The 16,274-nt window shown below is 58.8% G+C and carries 15 protein-coding genes and 1 pseudogene; 10 read left to right on the top strand and 6 right to left on the bottom strand.

From position 1 onward, the window contains the following. Window positions 1–24 precede the first annotated feature (24 nt). Both EJA71_RS13615 and EJA71_RS13610 read right to left on the bottom strand, forming a co-directional pair. Window positions 25–1,533: an amidase family protein gene (locus tag EJA71_RS13615; RefSeq protein WP_158957634.1), complete on the bottom strand. Its 1,509-nt coding sequence runs from the start codon at window positions 1,531–1,533 to the stop codon at window positions 25–27. A 112-nt stretch (window positions 1,534–1,645) separates the two neighbouring features. Further along, window positions 1,646–2,722: an MBL fold metallo-hydrolase gene (locus EJA71_RS13610; RefSeq protein WP_158957632.1), complete on the bottom strand. Its 1,077-nt coding sequence runs from the start codon at window positions 2,720–2,722 to the stop codon at window positions 1,646–1,648. 214 nt (window positions 2,723–2,936) lie between these two features. On the opposite strand from EJA71_RS13610, the gene EJA71_RS13605 reads away from it, so the two are divergent. From EJA71_RS13605 to EJA71_RS27815, 4 genes and pseudogenes are all read left to right on the top strand, one after another. Beyond that, on the top strand, window positions 2,937–3,545 hold the full coding sequence (locus EJA71_RS13605) for a TetR/AcrR family transcriptional regulator (RefSeq protein WP_158957630.1): 609 nt from the start codon (window positions 2,937–2,939) through the stop codon (window positions 3,543–3,545). A gap of 158 nt (window positions 3,546–3,703) precedes the next feature. Further along, window positions 3,704–4,771 carry a diguanylate cyclase gene (locus EJA71_RS13600; protein ID WP_158957628.1) on the top strand — a complete coding sequence of 356 codons (1,068 nt, stop codon included), beginning with the start codon at window positions 3,704–3,706 and terminating at the stop codon, window positions 4,769–4,771. A gap of 188 nt (window positions 4,772–4,959) precedes the next feature. Then, window positions 4,960–5,733 (top strand): annotated as a pseudogene (locus tag EJA71_RS27820) (PAS domain-containing protein); the annotation flags it as partial. A gap of 51 nt (window positions 5,734–5,784) precedes the next feature. Beyond that, the gene (locus EJA71_RS27815) at window positions 5,785–6,279 is read left to right on the top strand and encodes a methyl-accepting chemotaxis protein (RefSeq protein WP_371925677.1); all 495 of its coding nucleotides are present in this window, start codon (window positions 5,785–5,787) and stop codon (window positions 6,277–6,279) included. A 137-nt stretch (window positions 6,280–6,416) separates the two neighbouring features. Here the strand turns inward: EJA71_RS27815 and EJA71_RS13590 are convergent, their stop codons facing one another. Next, on the bottom strand, window positions 6,417–7,358 hold the full coding sequence (locus EJA71_RS13590; protein WP_158957694.1) for a LysR family transcriptional regulator: 942 nt from the start codon (window positions 7,356–7,358) through the stop codon (window positions 6,417–6,419). Window positions 7,359–7,373: 15 nt separating this feature from the next. On the opposite strand from EJA71_RS13590, the gene EJA71_RS13585 reads away from it, so the two are divergent. Further along, on the top strand, window positions 7,374–8,078 hold the full coding sequence (locus EJA71_RS13585; RefSeq protein WP_158957624.1) for a CTP synthase: 705 nt from the start codon (window positions 7,374–7,376) through the stop codon (window positions 8,076–8,078). Continuing rightward, entirely contained in the window at window positions 8,078–8,383 is a 306-nt protein-coding gene (locus tag EJA71_RS13580) for an antibiotic biosynthesis monooxygenase (RefSeq protein ID WP_158957622.1), read from the top strand. The genes EJA71_RS13585 and EJA71_RS13580 overlap by 1 nt, the downstream gene beginning before the upstream one ends. Before the next feature lie 147 nt (window positions 8,384–8,530). On the opposite strand, the gene EJA71_RS13575 is transcribed toward EJA71_RS13580, so the two are convergent. Then, window positions 8,531–8,857, bottom strand: a complete 327-nt coding sequence (locus EJA71_RS13575; protein ID WP_158957620.1) for a DUF2025 family protein — start codon at window positions 8,855–8,857, stop codon at window positions 8,531–8,533. A 222-nt stretch (window positions 8,858–9,079) separates the two neighbouring features. On the opposite strand from EJA71_RS13575, the gene EJA71_RS13570 reads away from it, so the two are divergent. Both EJA71_RS13570 and EJA71_RS13565 read left to right on the top strand, forming a co-directional pair. Next, window positions 9,080–10,207 carry a glycerophosphodiester phosphodiesterase gene (locus tag EJA71_RS13570; RefSeq protein ID WP_158957618.1) on the top strand — a complete coding sequence of 376 codons (1,128 nt, stop codon included), beginning with the start codon at window positions 9,080–9,082 and terminating at the stop codon, window positions 10,205–10,207. A gap of 161 nt (window positions 10,208–10,368) precedes the next feature. Continuing rightward, complete coding sequence (locus tag EJA71_RS13565) at window positions 10,369–10,674, top strand: PepSY domain-containing protein (protein ID WP_007917758.1); 306 nt, start codon at window positions 10,369–10,371, stop codon at window positions 10,672–10,674. Between the two features lie 218 nt (window positions 10,675–10,892). Here EJA71_RS13565 and EJA71_RS13560 read toward each other — a convergent pair whose 3' ends face one another. Both EJA71_RS13560 and EJA71_RS13555 read right to left on the bottom strand, forming a co-directional pair. Beyond that, a complete protein-coding gene (locus EJA71_RS13560) occupies window positions 10,893–11,336 on the bottom strand; it encodes a hypothetical protein (protein WP_158957616.1) in 444 nt (147 codons plus the stop codon). A gap of 110 nt (window positions 11,337–11,446) precedes the next feature. Beyond that, window positions 11,447–13,069 (bottom strand): methyl-accepting chemotaxis protein, encoded by a 1,623-nt coding sequence (locus EJA71_RS13555; RefSeq protein ID WP_158957614.1) that lies wholly within the window; start codon window positions 13,067–13,069, stop codon window positions 11,447–11,449. A 274-nt stretch (window positions 13,070–13,343) separates the two neighbouring features. Between EJA71_RS13555 and EJA71_RS13550 the strand changes: the two genes are divergently transcribed. Beyond that, on the top strand, window positions 13,344–14,366 hold the full coding sequence (locus tag EJA71_RS13550) for a transporter (protein WP_158957612.1): 1,023 nt from the start codon (window positions 13,344–13,346) through the stop codon (window positions 14,364–14,366). A gap of 226 nt (window positions 14,367–14,592) precedes the next feature. Further along, the gene (locus tag EJA71_RS13545) at window positions 14,593–16,206 is read left to right on the top strand and encodes an inorganic phosphate transporter (RefSeq protein ID WP_158957610.1); all 1,614 of its coding nucleotides are present in this window, start codon (window positions 14,593–14,595) and stop codon (window positions 16,204–16,206) included. Window positions 16,207–16,274 lie beyond the last annotated feature (68 nt).

Raw genomic sequence — 16,274 nt, 5'->3', positions numbered from 1 at the left:
CGATGCCGTTCTGTGTGAGTAGCGTTACTTGAATGCAGGGTGCTTGAGCTCGGCCGACTCTTGTTCATAGCTGTAAGCCATCGCCAGCAATTGCGGTTCGCTCCAGCGCGTGCCGAAAAAGAACACCGAGGTCGGCATGCCGTCATCCTTCATGCCTGATGGCAGGGTGATCGCCGGATAGCCCGCGACGGCGGCAGAAAATTGCGAATAGCCGTCGTCCTCGGAAACCAGCGCATCGAGATTGTATTCACGCGGTTGCTCGTCGATGGCCTCTTGGAAACTCGCCCGGAGGGTTTCGATGATTGCGGCCGCTTCCTGCGCGGTGGTGGTCGAAGCCTGTATGGCTTCGAGCATCGTCTGGCCGTAGCCTTCGTGGCCGGGATTAGTCCGGTTGAAGTCAATCAACGCCTGCAACGACTCAACGGCCACGCCAGTGCGGCTGACGAGGTATTGCGGCAGTTCATGCTTCACGCCGCTCATCAGTGCGTCGAAGTAACCGTCCATGTCGGGCATGCGAATCGTCAACGGAACCAGGGTCGCGCCCTGCTCTTGCAGGGTGATCATTGCCTTCAGGAATTCACCGCTGTGCGTCAACGGCACGCCATTGGTTCCCGCATAGGCGATTGGGTAACCAATGCGCTTGCCGTTCAAGGCGTCCTTGGCAAGCAAACCGGTGTAATCGATACCGTGTGGAGCGTCAGAGGTGGCCGCATCGGCAGCATCGGCCCCTTGGAGGGCGTTGAACATCAGCGCGGCGTCCATCACCGTGCGGGTCAGGGTACCTGGCGTATCCTGCAGGCGAGTGATCGGCACGATTCCCGAGCGGCTAAACAATCCCAGTGTCGGTTTAACGCCTACCACACCGTTGGCTGTTGCCGGACAGGTGATCGAGCCGTTGGTTTCGGTTCCGATCGTGAGTGGAGCAAAACCCGCTGCCACAGCAACCGCCGATCCCGCGCTGGAACCACAGACTCCGGCGCTCAGCACATGAGGGTTTTTACTTTGCCCGCCGCGGCCACTCCAGCCGTGCGGCAACGTCATGTCACGCACATTGGCCCATTCGCTCATGTTGGTTTTACCCAACACGATTGCACCGGCTTCGCGCAGTTGTTTAACGATAAACGCATCGTTGGCTGCAGGTTGACCGACCATGGCCAGAGAGCCTGCACTGGTTTGCATTTTGTCAGCCGTATCGATGTTGTCCTTGAGCAAGACAGGAATGCCGTGCAACGGACCACGGATCTGCCCTGAGACACGCTCCTTGTCCAGAACCGCAGCGATTTCGATCGCGTCAGGATTCAGTTCGATGATGGCGTTAAGAGACGGCCCTTGCTTGTCCAGCGTCGCAATGCGAGCCGACAAATGCTCCACCAGCGAGACAGCGCTCAGTTCGTTACGGCTCATCATCTTGCCGAGTTCATCGGCGCTGGCGTATTCAAGCGCATTGGTTGCGAAAGCAATGTTTGGCGCCAACAGAGAAATCACCATGGCTCGGGCGAGCAAATTCGCCTGGCGTTTAAAGCAGTACTTCATGTTTATCGTCCTTGTTTAGGCTAGTCACGAGTGAGTCGTTCACTCGCGACCAAGCCTACCGAGAACGAAGGAAAGAGCTGTCAGCCACATGATCCTCAAGCGGTAGGAAAAGTCATCCTGACTTGTAGCCGCTACAAGCAGCAGAGGATTTTTCCGACACGTCATGTTCCAAATTCAGCCACCACGCCTGTCCACGTTGTGGTTGTAACAGATTAAACGCCTCGCCCATCTGCGGCGTGGTAATGGAAACACTGCGCTCCCACGCCAGCGCCAGAATACGGTCGAAAGGTTCATGCCAGGCATGCATCGACAGGTCGAATGTGCCGTTGTGGATCGGGAAGAGCCAGCGCCCCTTGAGGTCGATGTGCGCTTGCAAGGTTTCTTCCGGTTGCATGTGCACGTGCGGCCATTCGACGTTGTAGGCACCGGTTTCCATCAGGGTCAGGTCAAACGGGCCGTACTGTTCGCCGATGCGTTTAAAGCCGTCGAAATAGCCGCTGTCGCCGCTGAAGAAGATTCGGCTGTCGCCGTCGATCATCACCCACGACGCCCACAACGTGCTGTTACCGTCGAACAAGCCACGACCGGAAAAGTGTTGCGACGGTGTAGCGATGAAACGGATGCCGGCGATTTCAGTGCCCTGCCACCAGTCGTACTGGCGGACTTTGCTGGCGTCGATGCCCCATTTGATCAGGGTGTCGCCGACGCCCAGCGGGGTCAGGAAGTACGTGGTCTTGGCCGCGAGTTTGAGCACAGCCGCGTAATCGAGATGGTCGTAGTGGTTGTGCGAGAGGATCACCGCTTCAATTGGCGGCAACTGATCGATGCTGATCGGTGGCGGGTGGAAGCGTTTCGGCCCGGCCCATTGCACCGGCGAAGCACGCTCAGCGAAAACCGGGTCGGTGATGAAGAATTTGTCGCGCAACTTGAGCAGCAGCGTCGAGTGACCGAGGCGATAGACGCTGAAGTTTGGCGCCGCCAGCAGGTCTTCACGAGTCAGCGGTTGCACCGGGATTGCCGCCGTCGGCCGGGTATTGCGCGGTTTGTGGAAAATCATGTTCCACATGATCCGCAGCATTTTGCGCAGGCCTTCGCGTTGCACCGGCGCGTGATTGCGGAACAGCCCTTGATCCTGTCGAGAGGCTTCAGGCGTGGAAGTGTTATCCGGGGGAGAGACTGGATTGGCCATGACTGAATGACTCCAGGAAAACCGGGGAATTCACGGCTTTCCAAGGTGGGACGATAAATGGCCAAAGCTGCACGCACAGGCCGAACTTCTGTTTTTTAGGTTGTGAGGATTAACGCAACATTACACTGGGCGGTGTAGTTTCTAGGTTGCATCAAAGCGGATGACAAGTAAACTGCCAAGTGTAATTTCACCCTTTCCCTGCCGAAGCGTATTTATGACAGCTCCACAGCGACTCACCGACCGAAAACGCGAAGCCATCATCCAGGCGGCGATTGCCGAGTTTCGTGCCAACGGATTCGAGATCACCAGCATGGACAAGATCGCCGCGACGGCCGGTGTGTCGAAGCGTACGGTGTACAACCATTTTCCCAGCAAGGAAGAGTTGTTCGCCGAAATTCTCAACCAATTGTGGACGCGGATCAGCGCCGAGCCGGCGGTCATCTACAACCGGGAACAACCCTTGCGCGAGCAGTTGCGGCAAATGCTTCAGGCCAAGGTGCAGATGATGGCCGACGAAAACTTCCTGACCCTGGCGCGGGTGGCAATTGCCGCGACCATTCATTCGCCTGAGCGCGCGCAAAACATGGTCGAGCGTATGGGCGAGCGCGAAGAAGGCCTGACCGTGTGGATTCGCGCCGCGCAGGCCGACAGTCGACTGAAACCGGTTGATCCGGAATTCGCCGCACACCAGGTGCAGGGACTGCTCAAGACCTTTGGTTTCTGGCCGCAGATGTCGATGGGCCGCGCCGCTTTGGATACCGAAATGCAGAACACCGTGGCCGAATCGGCGCTGGAGATGTTTCTGGCCCACTACCAGCTCTAAAACGCCTCTCTGCTGCGCGAATCATCGATTAAATGGCTCGGAAGGACACTGATTATTCCCGTTGGAATAAATGACAATGTCCGACAATCGACCGACGGACGGTCGACCTGAGAAAAATACTGCAAAGTATTTCAGGATGAATTTTCGCGCGGGCCATCATGGAAAACCAACGCGGCAAAGGCTTGTCATTCGCCCGACGCATCTACCTGCCACGGGCCATCGGTCTGGGGATTGGTTTCTTCAGCGTCGGCGCCGCGTTGTATCCGCTGAACATGCCCGGTTGGGTGTGGGCGCTGTTGCTGTTCAACGGCTTTGCATGGCCGCATCTGGCTTATCAGATCTCGACGCGTTCGGCTTTTCCGTATCAGGCGGAACGCCGCAACCTCTTATACGACTCGCTGTGCGGCGGTTTCTGGGCGGCGTGTTTTCAGTTCAATCCACTCACCACCGTGACCATCCTGTCGATGATGACCATGAACAATGTCGCTGCCGGTGGCTACCGATTGTTCGTGTTCGGCGCCCTCGCCCAACTCGCCGGCGTGCTGCTGGGCTGGTCGATCTTCGGTTTCAAATTCAGCCTGACCATGACGCAGACTCAAGTCTGGGCCTGTCTGCCGATGCTCACCCTGTATCCATTGGCCTTGGGCATGGTCTGCTATCGCCTGGCGATCAAACTCTCGCAACACAAACGCGCCCTCAGTGCGCTGAGTCAAACCGACAGCCTGACCGGCCTGCTCAACCACGGCGCCTGGAAAGACCTGCTGCACTTGAAGTTTCAACAGTGCCGCCAGCACAACACCCCGGCCACGCTGGCGTTGATCGACATCGATCACTTCAAGGACATCAACGACAGCTTCGGGCACATCGTCGGCGATGAGGTGCTGCGGCAATTGAGTACAGACCTCAAACATCAACTTGATCAATACGAATTGGCCGGCCGCTATGGCGGTGACGAGTTCTGCGTGATCCTGCCGACGTTGCCGCTGAACAAGGCCGAAGCCTTGATGGAGCAATTGCGCGAAGCATTGCTGCAATACCGTCATCCGCAGGTACCCGCATTGCGAGTGAGCCTGAGTATTGGTCTGGCGCGGTATCAAACCTCGTACAAGGATGCGCTCGACTGGCTGGACGATGCCGACAAAGCGCTCTACACCGCCAAACACACGGGCCGCAACACCATCAGTGTCGCCTTGGGTCGGGCCGCGACGGACAACGCCGGCGCCTGAAAAGTTATACAAAATTACAAATATTTACTTTCTTGTACAAGTTTCTGAAGTTTTGTATAAGTAGCCATCTGCCACCCAGGGAATGATGGTATTGAGCAGTCATTGCCGAATGTCATCCGCACATTCGGTTTGTCAGCGCCGGAACAGGGACTGAATCCTCGATCTTCCCTACTGCCCGAGCACTGAACATGTTCTTCAATCGCCACAAGTCCGCCCTCGACGATCTCCAGCACACCATTACCGAGCAAAACGGCCTGCTGGACGCGATCAATCGCTCCATGGCGGTGATTGAGTTCGACCTCGATGGCGTGGTGCTGCGCGCCAATGACAACTTTCTCAAGACCATGGGCTACACCGCCGAACAAGCGATCGGCCAGCCCCATCGGCGCTTCTGTACACCGGAATTCGGACGCAGCGCTCAATACACTGACTTGTGGTCACGCCTGAAAAACGGCCAGTTTCAGTCCGGGACGTTTGAACGGGTCGACGGTAAGGGTCAGCCAATCTGGCTTGAAGCCAGTTACAACCCAATCAAGGATGCCTCGGGCCGCGTGGTGAAGGTGGTCAAATACGCCATGGACGTGACCGCCAAGGTGCAACAGGAAAGTGAAGCCAACGCCAAGTTGCAGGCCATCGATCGGGCCATGGCAGTCATCGAGTTCAACCTCGACGGCAGTATTCTCACGGCGAATCAGAATTTTCTGACGCGGATGGGCTACACCCTCGCCGAGCTTAAAGGAAAACATCACCGTTTGTTCTGCACGCCAGCCTTGGTTAACAGCAGCGCTTATGAAGATTTCTGGCGGCGTTTGAATCAGGGCGAGCTGTTCCAAGGTCAGTTCGAGCGCGTGGATAAACGCGGGCAAACGGTGTGGCTGGAAGCCAACTACAACCCGGTGTATGACGCCGCCGGACGCTTGTGCAAAGTGGTGAAGTTCGCCTCGGATGTCACCGCTCGTGTCGAGCAGCATGAGCAGGATGCGCGCAGTGCCAGCGCCGCTTATCACATCTCCGTGGCGACGCGAAAAGTCGCCGAACAAGGCACCCAGGTGATTCAGCAAGCCGCCAGCGAAATGCGCGACATCGCCGAAGACATTGCCGAGTCTTCAACGTTGATCGCACAGCTTGGCGAACGCTCCGAACAGATCACTGCCATCGTCAACACCATCCGCGCGATTGCCGATCAGACCAATCTGCTCGCGCTAAACGCGGCCATTGAAGCCGCCCGCGCCGGTGAACAGGGCCGCGGCTTCGCCGTGGTGGCGGACGAGGTGCGGCAATTGGCGGCGCGCACCAGCGGTTCGACGGCGGAAATTTCCAGCATGATCGGCCTGATCCAGAGCGAAACCCGCCAGGCGATCAAGAGCATGGAAGGCACCCGAGGGCGCGCTGCGGAAGGGGTCGAGTTGGCGAATCAGGCGGGGACGGTGATTCTGCAGATTCGTGATGGCGCCAGTGAAGCGGTGGATGCGGTGAGCATGTTTGCCAATGAGCGGACGCCGGGTTAAACACAGGTCGACCGCGTCGTTGCCTTCGCAAACAGGCTCGCTGCCACAGGTTTATTTGTCGTACACAAAAGGTGTAGCCGACTCGATCTCTGTGGGAGCGGGCTTGCCCGCGAAGCGGCCCGCCGGCAAAACGCAGATCACGGCAAGCGCAACGCCCGCCCCAATTCATCGAACAACGTCACCACCGAACGCAGCGCCCGGCAATCCGGGCGAGTCAGCAGCCACAGGGCGGTGTCGTAGCCGTGCAAGGGTTCGCTCAAGGCTTGTAAACCATCCGTAATCAGAAAGTCCGGCAATGCCGCGACGCCGAGGCCGGCGCGCACTAATTCCGTGACCGATAACATGCTGTTGCAGCGATAACCTGGCGTTACGCCGGGCAAGTGTTGCCGGCGCCAGGCGATGGTCGGGTGATCCGGCAGAAAGTCGTCCGGGGCGATCCAGGTCAGTGCGCTCAGATCAGCCGGATCAACCTTTTGTAGATAACGCGCACTGGCGCACACCCGGTAGGAAATCTTCGCCAGTTGCCGTCCGACCAAGTGCTCGGGCGGTGTACGAGTCAGACGTAAAGCGATGTCGGCATCGCGACGACTGAGGTTGGCGAAATCGTTGGAAGTGCTCAACTCGATGGTCAGTGCCGGGTAGTTGGGCATGAACTGCGCCATTGCCGGCAGCAGCAGACCTTGCAACACCGAATCGGTGCAGGTCAGCCGCACCGTGCCGCTGACCACTTCGCCGCCCTGCTCCACGCCAATCCGCGCCGCTTCCAATGCCTGTTCAGCGCGTTCGGCCTGCTCGGCCAGCGTTTGCGCCAGCGTCGTCGGCAAGTAGCCGGCACGGCTTTTTTCGAACAGTTGCTGACCGAGGGCGGTTTCGAGCCGGCGCACGGCGCGGAACACGGTCGACACGTCGACCTTGAGCAACTGCGCGGCCCGAGCCAGAGAGCCTCCGCGCACCAACGCGAGGATCAGGGCCAGGTCCGGGTAATCGAGCTGATAGTGCGTCGCTGCATTGATCACTTGGGCAAACGCCAATATTGAGTGCGTGAACGCCAATCTATAGTGAGCCCCTTCATTCAACAAGTGCAGGGAACCGCCATGAAAAATCGCAGCATTCGTATTGCCCTGATCGGCGATTACGACCCGCAAGTCACTGCGCACCAGGCCATTCCTGTTGCCCTCGGGCTGGTCGCCGAACACCTCGGTCAAGCGCTGCAATTCGAATGGCTGGCCACCGAGCAGATTCACGCGGAAACATCGCTGAAAGACTTCGACGGGTTCTGGTGTGTGCCCGCCAGTCCCTACAAAAGTGAAGAAGGCGCGCTGCGCGCCATTCGTTTTGCCCGCGAACAACAGCGCCCTTTCCTCGGCACCTGCGGCGGTTTTCAGCATGCGGTACTGGAGTTTTCCCGCAACGTGTTGGGGTGGGTGGATGCTGAACATGGTGAGACATCCCCCGAGTCCGAGCGCGCAGTGCTCACACCGTTGACCTGTTCTCTGGTCGAGGCCGTGGACAGCATTCACTTGGTGCCCGGCTCATTGATCGCCAAGGCGTACGAAACGTCGCAGATTCGTGAAGGCTATCGCTGCCGCTTCGGTGTGAATCCGCTGTTCGAAGCCGAGCTTTTGAATGATCGGCTACAAGCCGTAGGTCATGATTCAGCCGGAGATTTGCGCGCGATCGAACTCGAGGATCATCCGTTTTTTGTCGCCACGTTGTTCCAGCCGGAACGCGCCGCGCTCAAAGGGCTGATGCCGCCGCTGGTTCGGGCGTTTGTCGAAGCTTGCGCGGAGCCACGTTGATGACGTCTTGCTATGCGGTGATTTTCACTTCGACCCGGACCGAAGGTGACAACGGTTACGCCGAGGCAGCCGAGCGCATGGCCGCGTTGGTGAGTGAGCAACCGGGGTTTCTTGGTGTGGAGTCGGTTCGCGGGGCCGATGGCATCGGGATCACGGTGTCGTATTGGGAAAGTGAGGCGGCGATTCTGGTGTGGCGGCAGAACCCTGAGCATCGGCTGATTCAACAGCGTGGGCGCTCGGAATGGTATTCGGCGTTTCATACGCGGGTTTGCCGGGTTGAGCGGGAGTATCGGTTCGGGCAGTGATGTTGGTGATGAACTCACCGGCCCCATCGCTGGCAAGCCAGCTCCCACAGGTACGATGTGATCTTCAGAGCAACGCATAACCTGTGGGAGCTGCGGTGCGACGATTCGACTTGCCAGCGATGGGGCCGGTACAACCACAAAAAAATGTCAGCCCCGCACCAAACTCCGCACCGCCTCAATCTCCGGCACCTCAACCTTGCTCATGTAAACGCGCAACGGCTCGGTGATGTTGATCCGCTCATCGATATTCTGATCCAGCAATAACTGAATCAACGCGCGTTTAAGCGTCATGGTCTGTTCCGTGGCCGGGGCCCAGACAAATTCACTCACAGGAATAATGCCGTCATCGGCCACGTCCATGCCGAACGAATCTTCGCTGAAACGCACGATGTACTGGCCGGTTTTGCGGTTGAGACCGACAAAACCCTTGAGGTCGTCGGCCGCCTGGCAGATGAGTTGGGAGGTGATGCGCATGGTAAACCTCACGAAAAAATGATCGATGGTTTACACGCAGGGCAACGGAACGGCGCGCCCTCTGCCGGGGCGTCTGCCGAGGGCAAGCGTACTGCAAACGGCGCCACAAAAGCGTAGGAAAATTCGCTTTTAATACGTTTATGTCGGTCTGGCGATAGCACGCAAGCGATTCAGTTGTTAAAAGGTACGTCTTTGAAAATGCCCTGCGAAAGGAACTCGATCATGCCCGCCACGTTCACCAAAAGCGCTCTGGTACTGAGCCTGCTGTTCGGCCTCGGTCAGGCGCACGCCGCCACTCAGACCGATCCCGAAGCCGTCGCCGCGGCGCACGGCATCCCGCACCCGGCGGTGATCGCCCACCGTGGCGCGTCGTTCGATGCACCGGAATCCACCGCCGCCTCCTACAAACTGGCCCGTGATCTGGGTGCTGACTATCTGGAAATGGATTTGCAGCGCAGCAAGGACGGCGTGCTGTTCGCCCTGCACGACGACAACCTGCAACGCACCACCGACGTCGCCACCAAGTTCCCTGAGCGCAAGGACAGCCCGGCCACCGCGTTCACCATGGCTGAACTGAAAACCCTCGACGCCGGCAGCTGGTTCAACAGCAAGTACCCGGATCGCGCGCGCCCGTCCTACGCGGGGCTGAAAATTCTGACCCTCGATGAAATCATCGACATTGCCCAGGCCAACCCGCAACACAAGCCGGGCCTGTACATCGAGACCAAAGAGCCGCAGCTGTTCCCGGGCATCGAACATGACCTGAAAGAAAAACTGCAGGATCGCGGCTGGCTCAGCCCGGCCGGTTCGAAGCTGGCGAAAAGTGCGCTGGGTGTCGGTCAGGGCAAAGGCAAGGTGATCCTGCAGACCTTCGAGAAAAACAGCCTCGAACTGCTGCAAAAGGAAATGCCGCAAGTACCGAAGATCCTGCTGCTGTGGGTCGGCGCCGGCAGCATCGAGCCGAAATCCAAGGTGACGTTTGCCGAATCCGGCGAGAAGGACAAGAACGTTTTCTACGGTAAACAAGAGCCGAAGTCCGAAGCTGAATTCAAGCAATGGGTGGATTACGCCAAAGCCCAGGGTGCAATCGGCACCGGCCCTTCGGCGAAGCTGACCCATGACGGCGATCAGAGTTATTCGGATCTGGTGCAACCGTGGATGAACAAGTACACCCACGATCAGGGCATGCTGGTTCACGTTTATACCGCCGACGAGCCGGTGGACTTCGAGAAAGTCATGGCCGCCGGTGTCGACGGCATCTTCACCAACCGCGCCAGCGAATTGTTGAAGTTCTATAAACGCCCGGCGTCCGCCAGTGTTGATCAGTTGTTGAAGAACAACGGTTTCTGATCTGAAATCGAGGCACCTTCATCGCGGGCAAGCCACGCTCCCACAGGTTCTGTGCAGGTGCGGGGCTTGCCCGTTTTGTTTGGGTTTGGCGTTTTAAGGGTGAGTTAAGTTGCGCTGGTTAACCTGAGGCCACTTAAACGAATCAACCAAGGAATGAACCGATGAAAACTTTGACTGCCCTGTTTACCGCCGCTGCCCTGACTCTTACCGCTGGCCTGGCCCAGGCTGATGTTCGCGTTGACCAGATCCCTGAACTGGTTAAGTCCGGCAAGATCAAGTCGCTGGAGTCGATGAACGCCGAAGCACTGAAACTGCATCCGGGTGCGACCATCACTGACACCGACCTGGATAACCACTTCAATGGTTATGAGTATGAAGTTGAACTGAAAACCGCTGACGGCAAAGAGTTCGATGTCGACTTCGACGCCACGACCGGCAAAGTGCTGAGCAACAAGCAAGACACTTGATTGACCGCACCCTCAAAAGCCGCACGATTGAAAGATCGTGCGGCTTTTTCATGTCTGAAGAACAACCTGAAACCCTGTGGGAGCGGGCTTGCCCGCGATTGCGATAGGCCTGACACATCCATGTTGGATGTGCCGACGCATTCGCTGGCAAGCCAGCTCCCACAGGTTTTTCTGCCAGTCGAAAATTTTGCAGCGTGGCCAATCTACTGGGGAGTTTTTTAGACCGAGGTGCTGACCAGTGAGCCGGAGGTGCTGCTGTCCGAATCCTGCAACGCCTGCAACAGCGAGGCGGTGGCGGTGGACAGGGAGGCCGAGGTGGCGGTGATCTGCGCTTGTGCGGCAGCCACTTCAGTCGCTTTGGCATCCGAACTTTCCTGTTTGGCCTGAGCCGCCTGCAGCGCTTGCTGCTCTTCCTGCAACTGCTTCTGCAGCTCGGCGATCTGCTTGCGCAGTTCCTTCACCGAGTCCGATTCTTCACTGCTGGAATCGCTGTCACCCGCCGGCGCCGCACCGCCGCCCGCAGCGACTTTGCTGGTGTCGGCCGCTACACCCGTGCTGGCGGTTGCGCTGGTTGAGTTGTCGTCACCGACGTCGGTGATCGCGGTTTTGCTGGTGGGTGTGGTGACGGTCTGATTGATCGAAACAGACGTGATGCTGACCATGGAAAGGCTCCAATGCCGGTTATAGATAACCGGTCATCGACCACGGCCGCAGGTAATTGAGATCGACTGTGTACCGACTCGGTATCCGAACCGGTACACGTTCAATCTCGTCAGGCGCTTAGGCGCGCAGTGACTTCGTTCAGTTGCCCGGACAAACCGTGCAAATTCTGGCTGGCGCTTTCAGTGCGCTGCACATTGTCGAGGTTAGTGCTGGCAATCGAGGTGATCTCGGTCAGGTTGCGCGAGATGTCTTCGGCCACCGAGGTCTGCTCTTCGGCAGCGGTAGCGATCTGACGGTTCATGTCGCGGATCGCCTCCACCGCGTGAGTGATGCGCTCCAGCATCGCGCCGGCCTGGGTCACTTGCTCGACGCTTTCATCACTGCGCGACTGACCGCTTTCGATGGCTTGCGCCGCATCGACCGCACCGGTCTGCACGTTCTGGATGATCTGGTTGATCTCGATGATCGACTCGGCGGTGCGCTGTGCGAGATTGCGCACTTCGTCGGCGACCACGGCAAAACCACGCCCGGCCTCACCGGCGCGCGCCGCTTCAATCGCGGCGTTGAGCGCCAGCAGATTGGTTTGTTCAGCGATGCCGCGAATCACTTCCAGTACTTTGCCGATCCGGCCACTGTCGGCTTCGAGACGACGAATCACCGTCGCGGTGTTGGCGATTTCGCCGCGCATCTGGGTGATCGAGTGGATGGTGCTCTGCATGACTTTCTCGCCCTGCTGGGCGGACTGGTCGGCATCGTCCGCAGCTCGCGCGGCATCGGCGGCGTGACGCGCCACTTCCTGGGCGGTGGCGGACATTTCGTTCATCGCCGTGGCCACCTGATCGGTGCGGTTGAACTGCTCGTTAGTGCCGCCGGCCATGGTCGTGGCAATCGCGTTCAATTCGCCGCTGGCGCTGTCCAGATCACTGGCGCTGCGCTGCAATCGAGTGAAGGTTTCAGCGAGGAAATCGCGCAGGGTGTTGGCCGCTGCAGCGAGGTTGCCCAGCTCATCCTGACGTTCGCTGACCACGCGCTCGGCCAGTTTGCCGCGACTCAATTGGGTCACGTAATCAATCAGTTTGCGGATAGGCTCAACGAGGTTGCGATTGACCAGCCACAGGCTCAACAGCCCGATCAACAGGCCCGACGCGAGCATCACCAGCAAGCCGAACAACACGGTGCGGTCGGCCTCGGCGCTGATCAGCAAAGACTGATCGTTACCCTGTTTGCGCAGTTCGGCGACCAGTTCGCTCATCTGATCGCTGGCGGCGCGGTCGACACCTTTGACTGCCGCGTCGCCCGCCGTCGGATCACCACCGGCAGCCACATAGGCATCACGGCCCTTCTGATAGGCGCTACCCAATTGACGGTGCTCTTCACGCAGGCGTTCGATGCGCGACTTCAGGCTCGGCTCGATGCCTTTCTGGCCGGCCAGTTCTCCGAGGATATTCTGCACATCGCGCTGGCGATCTTCGAACTGCCCCCAGTATTTGCTCAAATCCGCCGGTTGCTTGCCGCGCAGCAGGACGTTTTTCCATTCCTGCACCTGCACCTTGAATTGCAGGTTGGCTTCGTCGATCAGTTGCGAAGTGTGCAAGGGACCGGCGATCAACTGGCTGTAGCTTTGCACGCCGTTGGAGAGGAAATGAAAACAGGCCAGGGCGATCAATAGCATTGCCAACAGACTGCCGCTCAGCAGGGCGAGAATTTGCGCTCTCAGGGATTTTTGCAGCATCGCAGGTACTCAAGACAGGGATGAGGCACGCCCGAATCGAGCGTGAAAAATGGCCGGACTTCCCTGTCGGCGAACCTTGGCTCAAGGCCAATGGCGCGCAAGCTAACTCACCTGTGATCGGCGCGCCAGAGCGCTTCTTGAGAATCTGCCGACCGCCGGTAATGCGATGATTTGACGTCATTTTGCTGTCACACAAACGTCATGTGACATTGCGATGATGCCGCTCAGGTGAATCTGTAATCCCCGCATCACGCCCTCCTCGCAGCGAGCCGCCATGAACCACAGCCTCGATATCAGCCATCGTGATCCTGACCTGTTTGGCTTGCTCTACGGTTTTCGTTTTCTGCCCGGTGAACGCGGTCGCGAAGTCGATTCGGCGACTGCGCTGCGGTGTTTGCAGGACGACAATGACAGCGGTGAATTCCTCTGGCTGCACCTCAATCTTGCGCACGCGGCGTGCGAACGCTGGATGAAAAGCCATCTGCAATTGCCCGAAGAGTTTTTCGAGGCGCTGCACGAAGGCTCGCGGTCGACGCGTATCGAGCACGTCGATTCGGCGTTGCTGGCGGTGGTCAACGACGTGGTGTTCAACCTCAGCAGCATGGTCTCGTCGGACGTGTCGACGCTGTGGGTCTGCGTGCGCAGCAAGCTGATCGTCAGTGCGCGCCTGCAACCACTGCATTCGGTGGATAAATTGCGTTCGTCGGTGAAGGCCGGTGAGCGCTTTCGTTCGCCCTCGGAATTGCTCGTGCACCTGCTGCGCGATCAGGGCGAAGTGCTCACGCAGATCGTGCGCAAAACCAGCCTGAGCGTTGATCAGGTCGAAGATGAATTGCTCTCCTCGCAGCTGTCGACCAACCGCGCCGAACTCGGTGCCAACCGTCGCGTGCTGGTACGTTTGCAACGGTTGCTGGCGCTGGAGCCGGGTTCGCTGCTGCGCCTGCTCAATCGCCCGCCACCGTGGCTGCAGAAAGAGGACGTCAAGGAACTGCGCAAATCCACCGAAGAGTTCGCGCTGATCATCAACGACCTCACTGCCCTCGGTGAACGAATCAAGTTGTTGCAGGAAGAGATCGCCGCCAACCTCAACGAACAGAGCAACCGCACGCTGTTTACCCTGACCGTGGTCACGGTGTTGGCGCTGCCGATCAATATCATCGCCGGTTTTTTCGGGATGAATGTCGGCGGCGTGCCGTTGTCGCAGGATCCGGAAGGGTTCTGGATACTGGTCGCGCTGGTGGCGACGTTTACCGTGATTGCCGGGCGTTGGGCGTTTCGCAAGAGAGGCGATTACTGACGGCTCCACACGCTCGTTCCCACGCTCTGCGTGGGAACGCATCAAGTGACGCTCTGCGTCACAGGGACGCGGAGCGTCCCGGGCGGCATTCCCACGCAGAACGTGGGAACGAGCAGAAGACCGACGGTCAGGCTATTCAGCCAAACACTGATCTGCCGCAGTCTCTCTGTAACATTCTGCAATGATCATGGGCGACATTCCTTCCCTCGCTCAGGATTGTCCGCTCATGGCTACTCCCTCCCTGACCGCCAGCCCCGCTTCCGCCGCCAGCGGCAGACCGGCGCTGGACAAGAAAACCGGCCCGTTCACCTACGTGATTTTTTTCGCCGTGTTGGCGATGGGAATGCTGTTCACCGCCTACAGCCTGATGCACGACATGCACGAACTCGGCACGGTGGTCACCACGTGGACGCCGTTCCTGCTGCTCGGCGTGGCGCTGTTGATTGCGCTGGGCTTTGAGTTCGTCAACGGTTTTCATGACACCGCCAACGCCGTGGCGACGGTGATTTACACCCACTCGCTGCCGCCGAACGTCGCCGTAGTCTGGTCGGGGTTTTTCAACTTTCTCGGCGTGCTGCTTTCGAGCGGTGCGGTGGCGTTCGGCATCATCGCCTTGCTACCGGTAGAGCTGATTTTGCAGGTCGGCTCGTCCGCCGGTTTCGCGATGATCTTCGCGCTGCTGATCGCGGCGATCCTGTGGAACCTCGGCACCTGGTGGCTGGGTTTGCCGGCCTCGTCGTCGCACACGTTGATCGGTTCGATTATCGGCGTCGGCGTGGCCAACGCCTTGATGCACGGTCGTGACGGCACCAGTGGTGTCGACTGGGCGCAGGCAACCAAAATCGGTTACGCCTTGCTGTTGTCGCCGCTGGTGGGTTTCGGTTGTGCGGCGCTGTTGCTGTTGGCGCTGCGTGCGTTCGTGAAGAATCGTTCGCTGTACAAGGCGCCGGAAGGCAACACCCCGCCGCCATGGTGGATTCGCGGTTTGCTGATCGCCACGTGCACCGGTGTGTCCTTCGCTCACGGTTCCAACGACGGGCAGAAAGGCATGGGCCTGATCATGTTGATTCTGGTCGGCACATTGCCGATGGCTTACGCACTCAACCGCACCATGCCGGAAGAACAATCCCTGCAGTTCGCCGCTGTCGCGCAAGTCACCCAGCAAGCGCTGGTGAAAAGTGCACCACAGCCGGCGCCGGCCGATCCGCGTCCGATTCTCTCCGATTACGTGCGCAGCAAGGAAGCCACGCCGCAACTGATCCCCGCCCTCGCCGCCCTCACCGGACACATTGGCGAAGAGGTCCGTGGCTACGGCTCGCTGGCGAAAGTCCCGGCCGAAGCCATGGGCAACGTGCGTAACGACATGTACCTGGCCAGCGAAAGCATTCGCTTGATGGACAAGAACAAGGTCGGTAATTTCGACGCCGACACCAGCAGCAAGCTGCAACTGTTCAAACAACAGATCGACAACGCCACGCGGTTCATTCCGTTGTGGGTGAAGATCGCCGTGGCCATCGCGCTGGGCCTGGGCACCATGGTCGGCTGGAAGCGGATTGTGGTGACGGTGGGCGAGAAGATCGGCAAGACGCATCTCACTTATGCGCAAGGAGCCTCGGCAGAAACCGTGGCGATGCTGACCATCGGCGCGGCGGACATGTTTGGTTTGCCGGTGTCGACGACCCATGTGTTGTCGTCCGGTGTCGCCGGGACCATGGTCGCCAATGGCGGTGGGTTGCAGATGAAGACCATCCGCAATCTGCTGATGGCGTGGGTGCTGACATTGCCCGCCGCCATCCTGTTGTCGGGCAGCCTCTACTGGCTGTTCACCCAAATCTTCTGATGATTCCCCTGTAGGAGCTGCCGCAGGCTGCGATCTTTTGATCCTGTTTTTAAAGATCAAAAGATCGC

The organism is Pseudomonas sp. PB106 (genome assembly GCF_009764645.1).
In the GTDB taxonomy this organism is placed as follows: Bacteria; Pseudomonadota; Gammaproteobacteria; order Pseudomonadales; family Pseudomonadaceae; genus Aquipseudomonas.
Note: the sequence above shows the minus strand (reverse complement) of the source record. Positions and strands in the feature narration are given on the sequence as shown.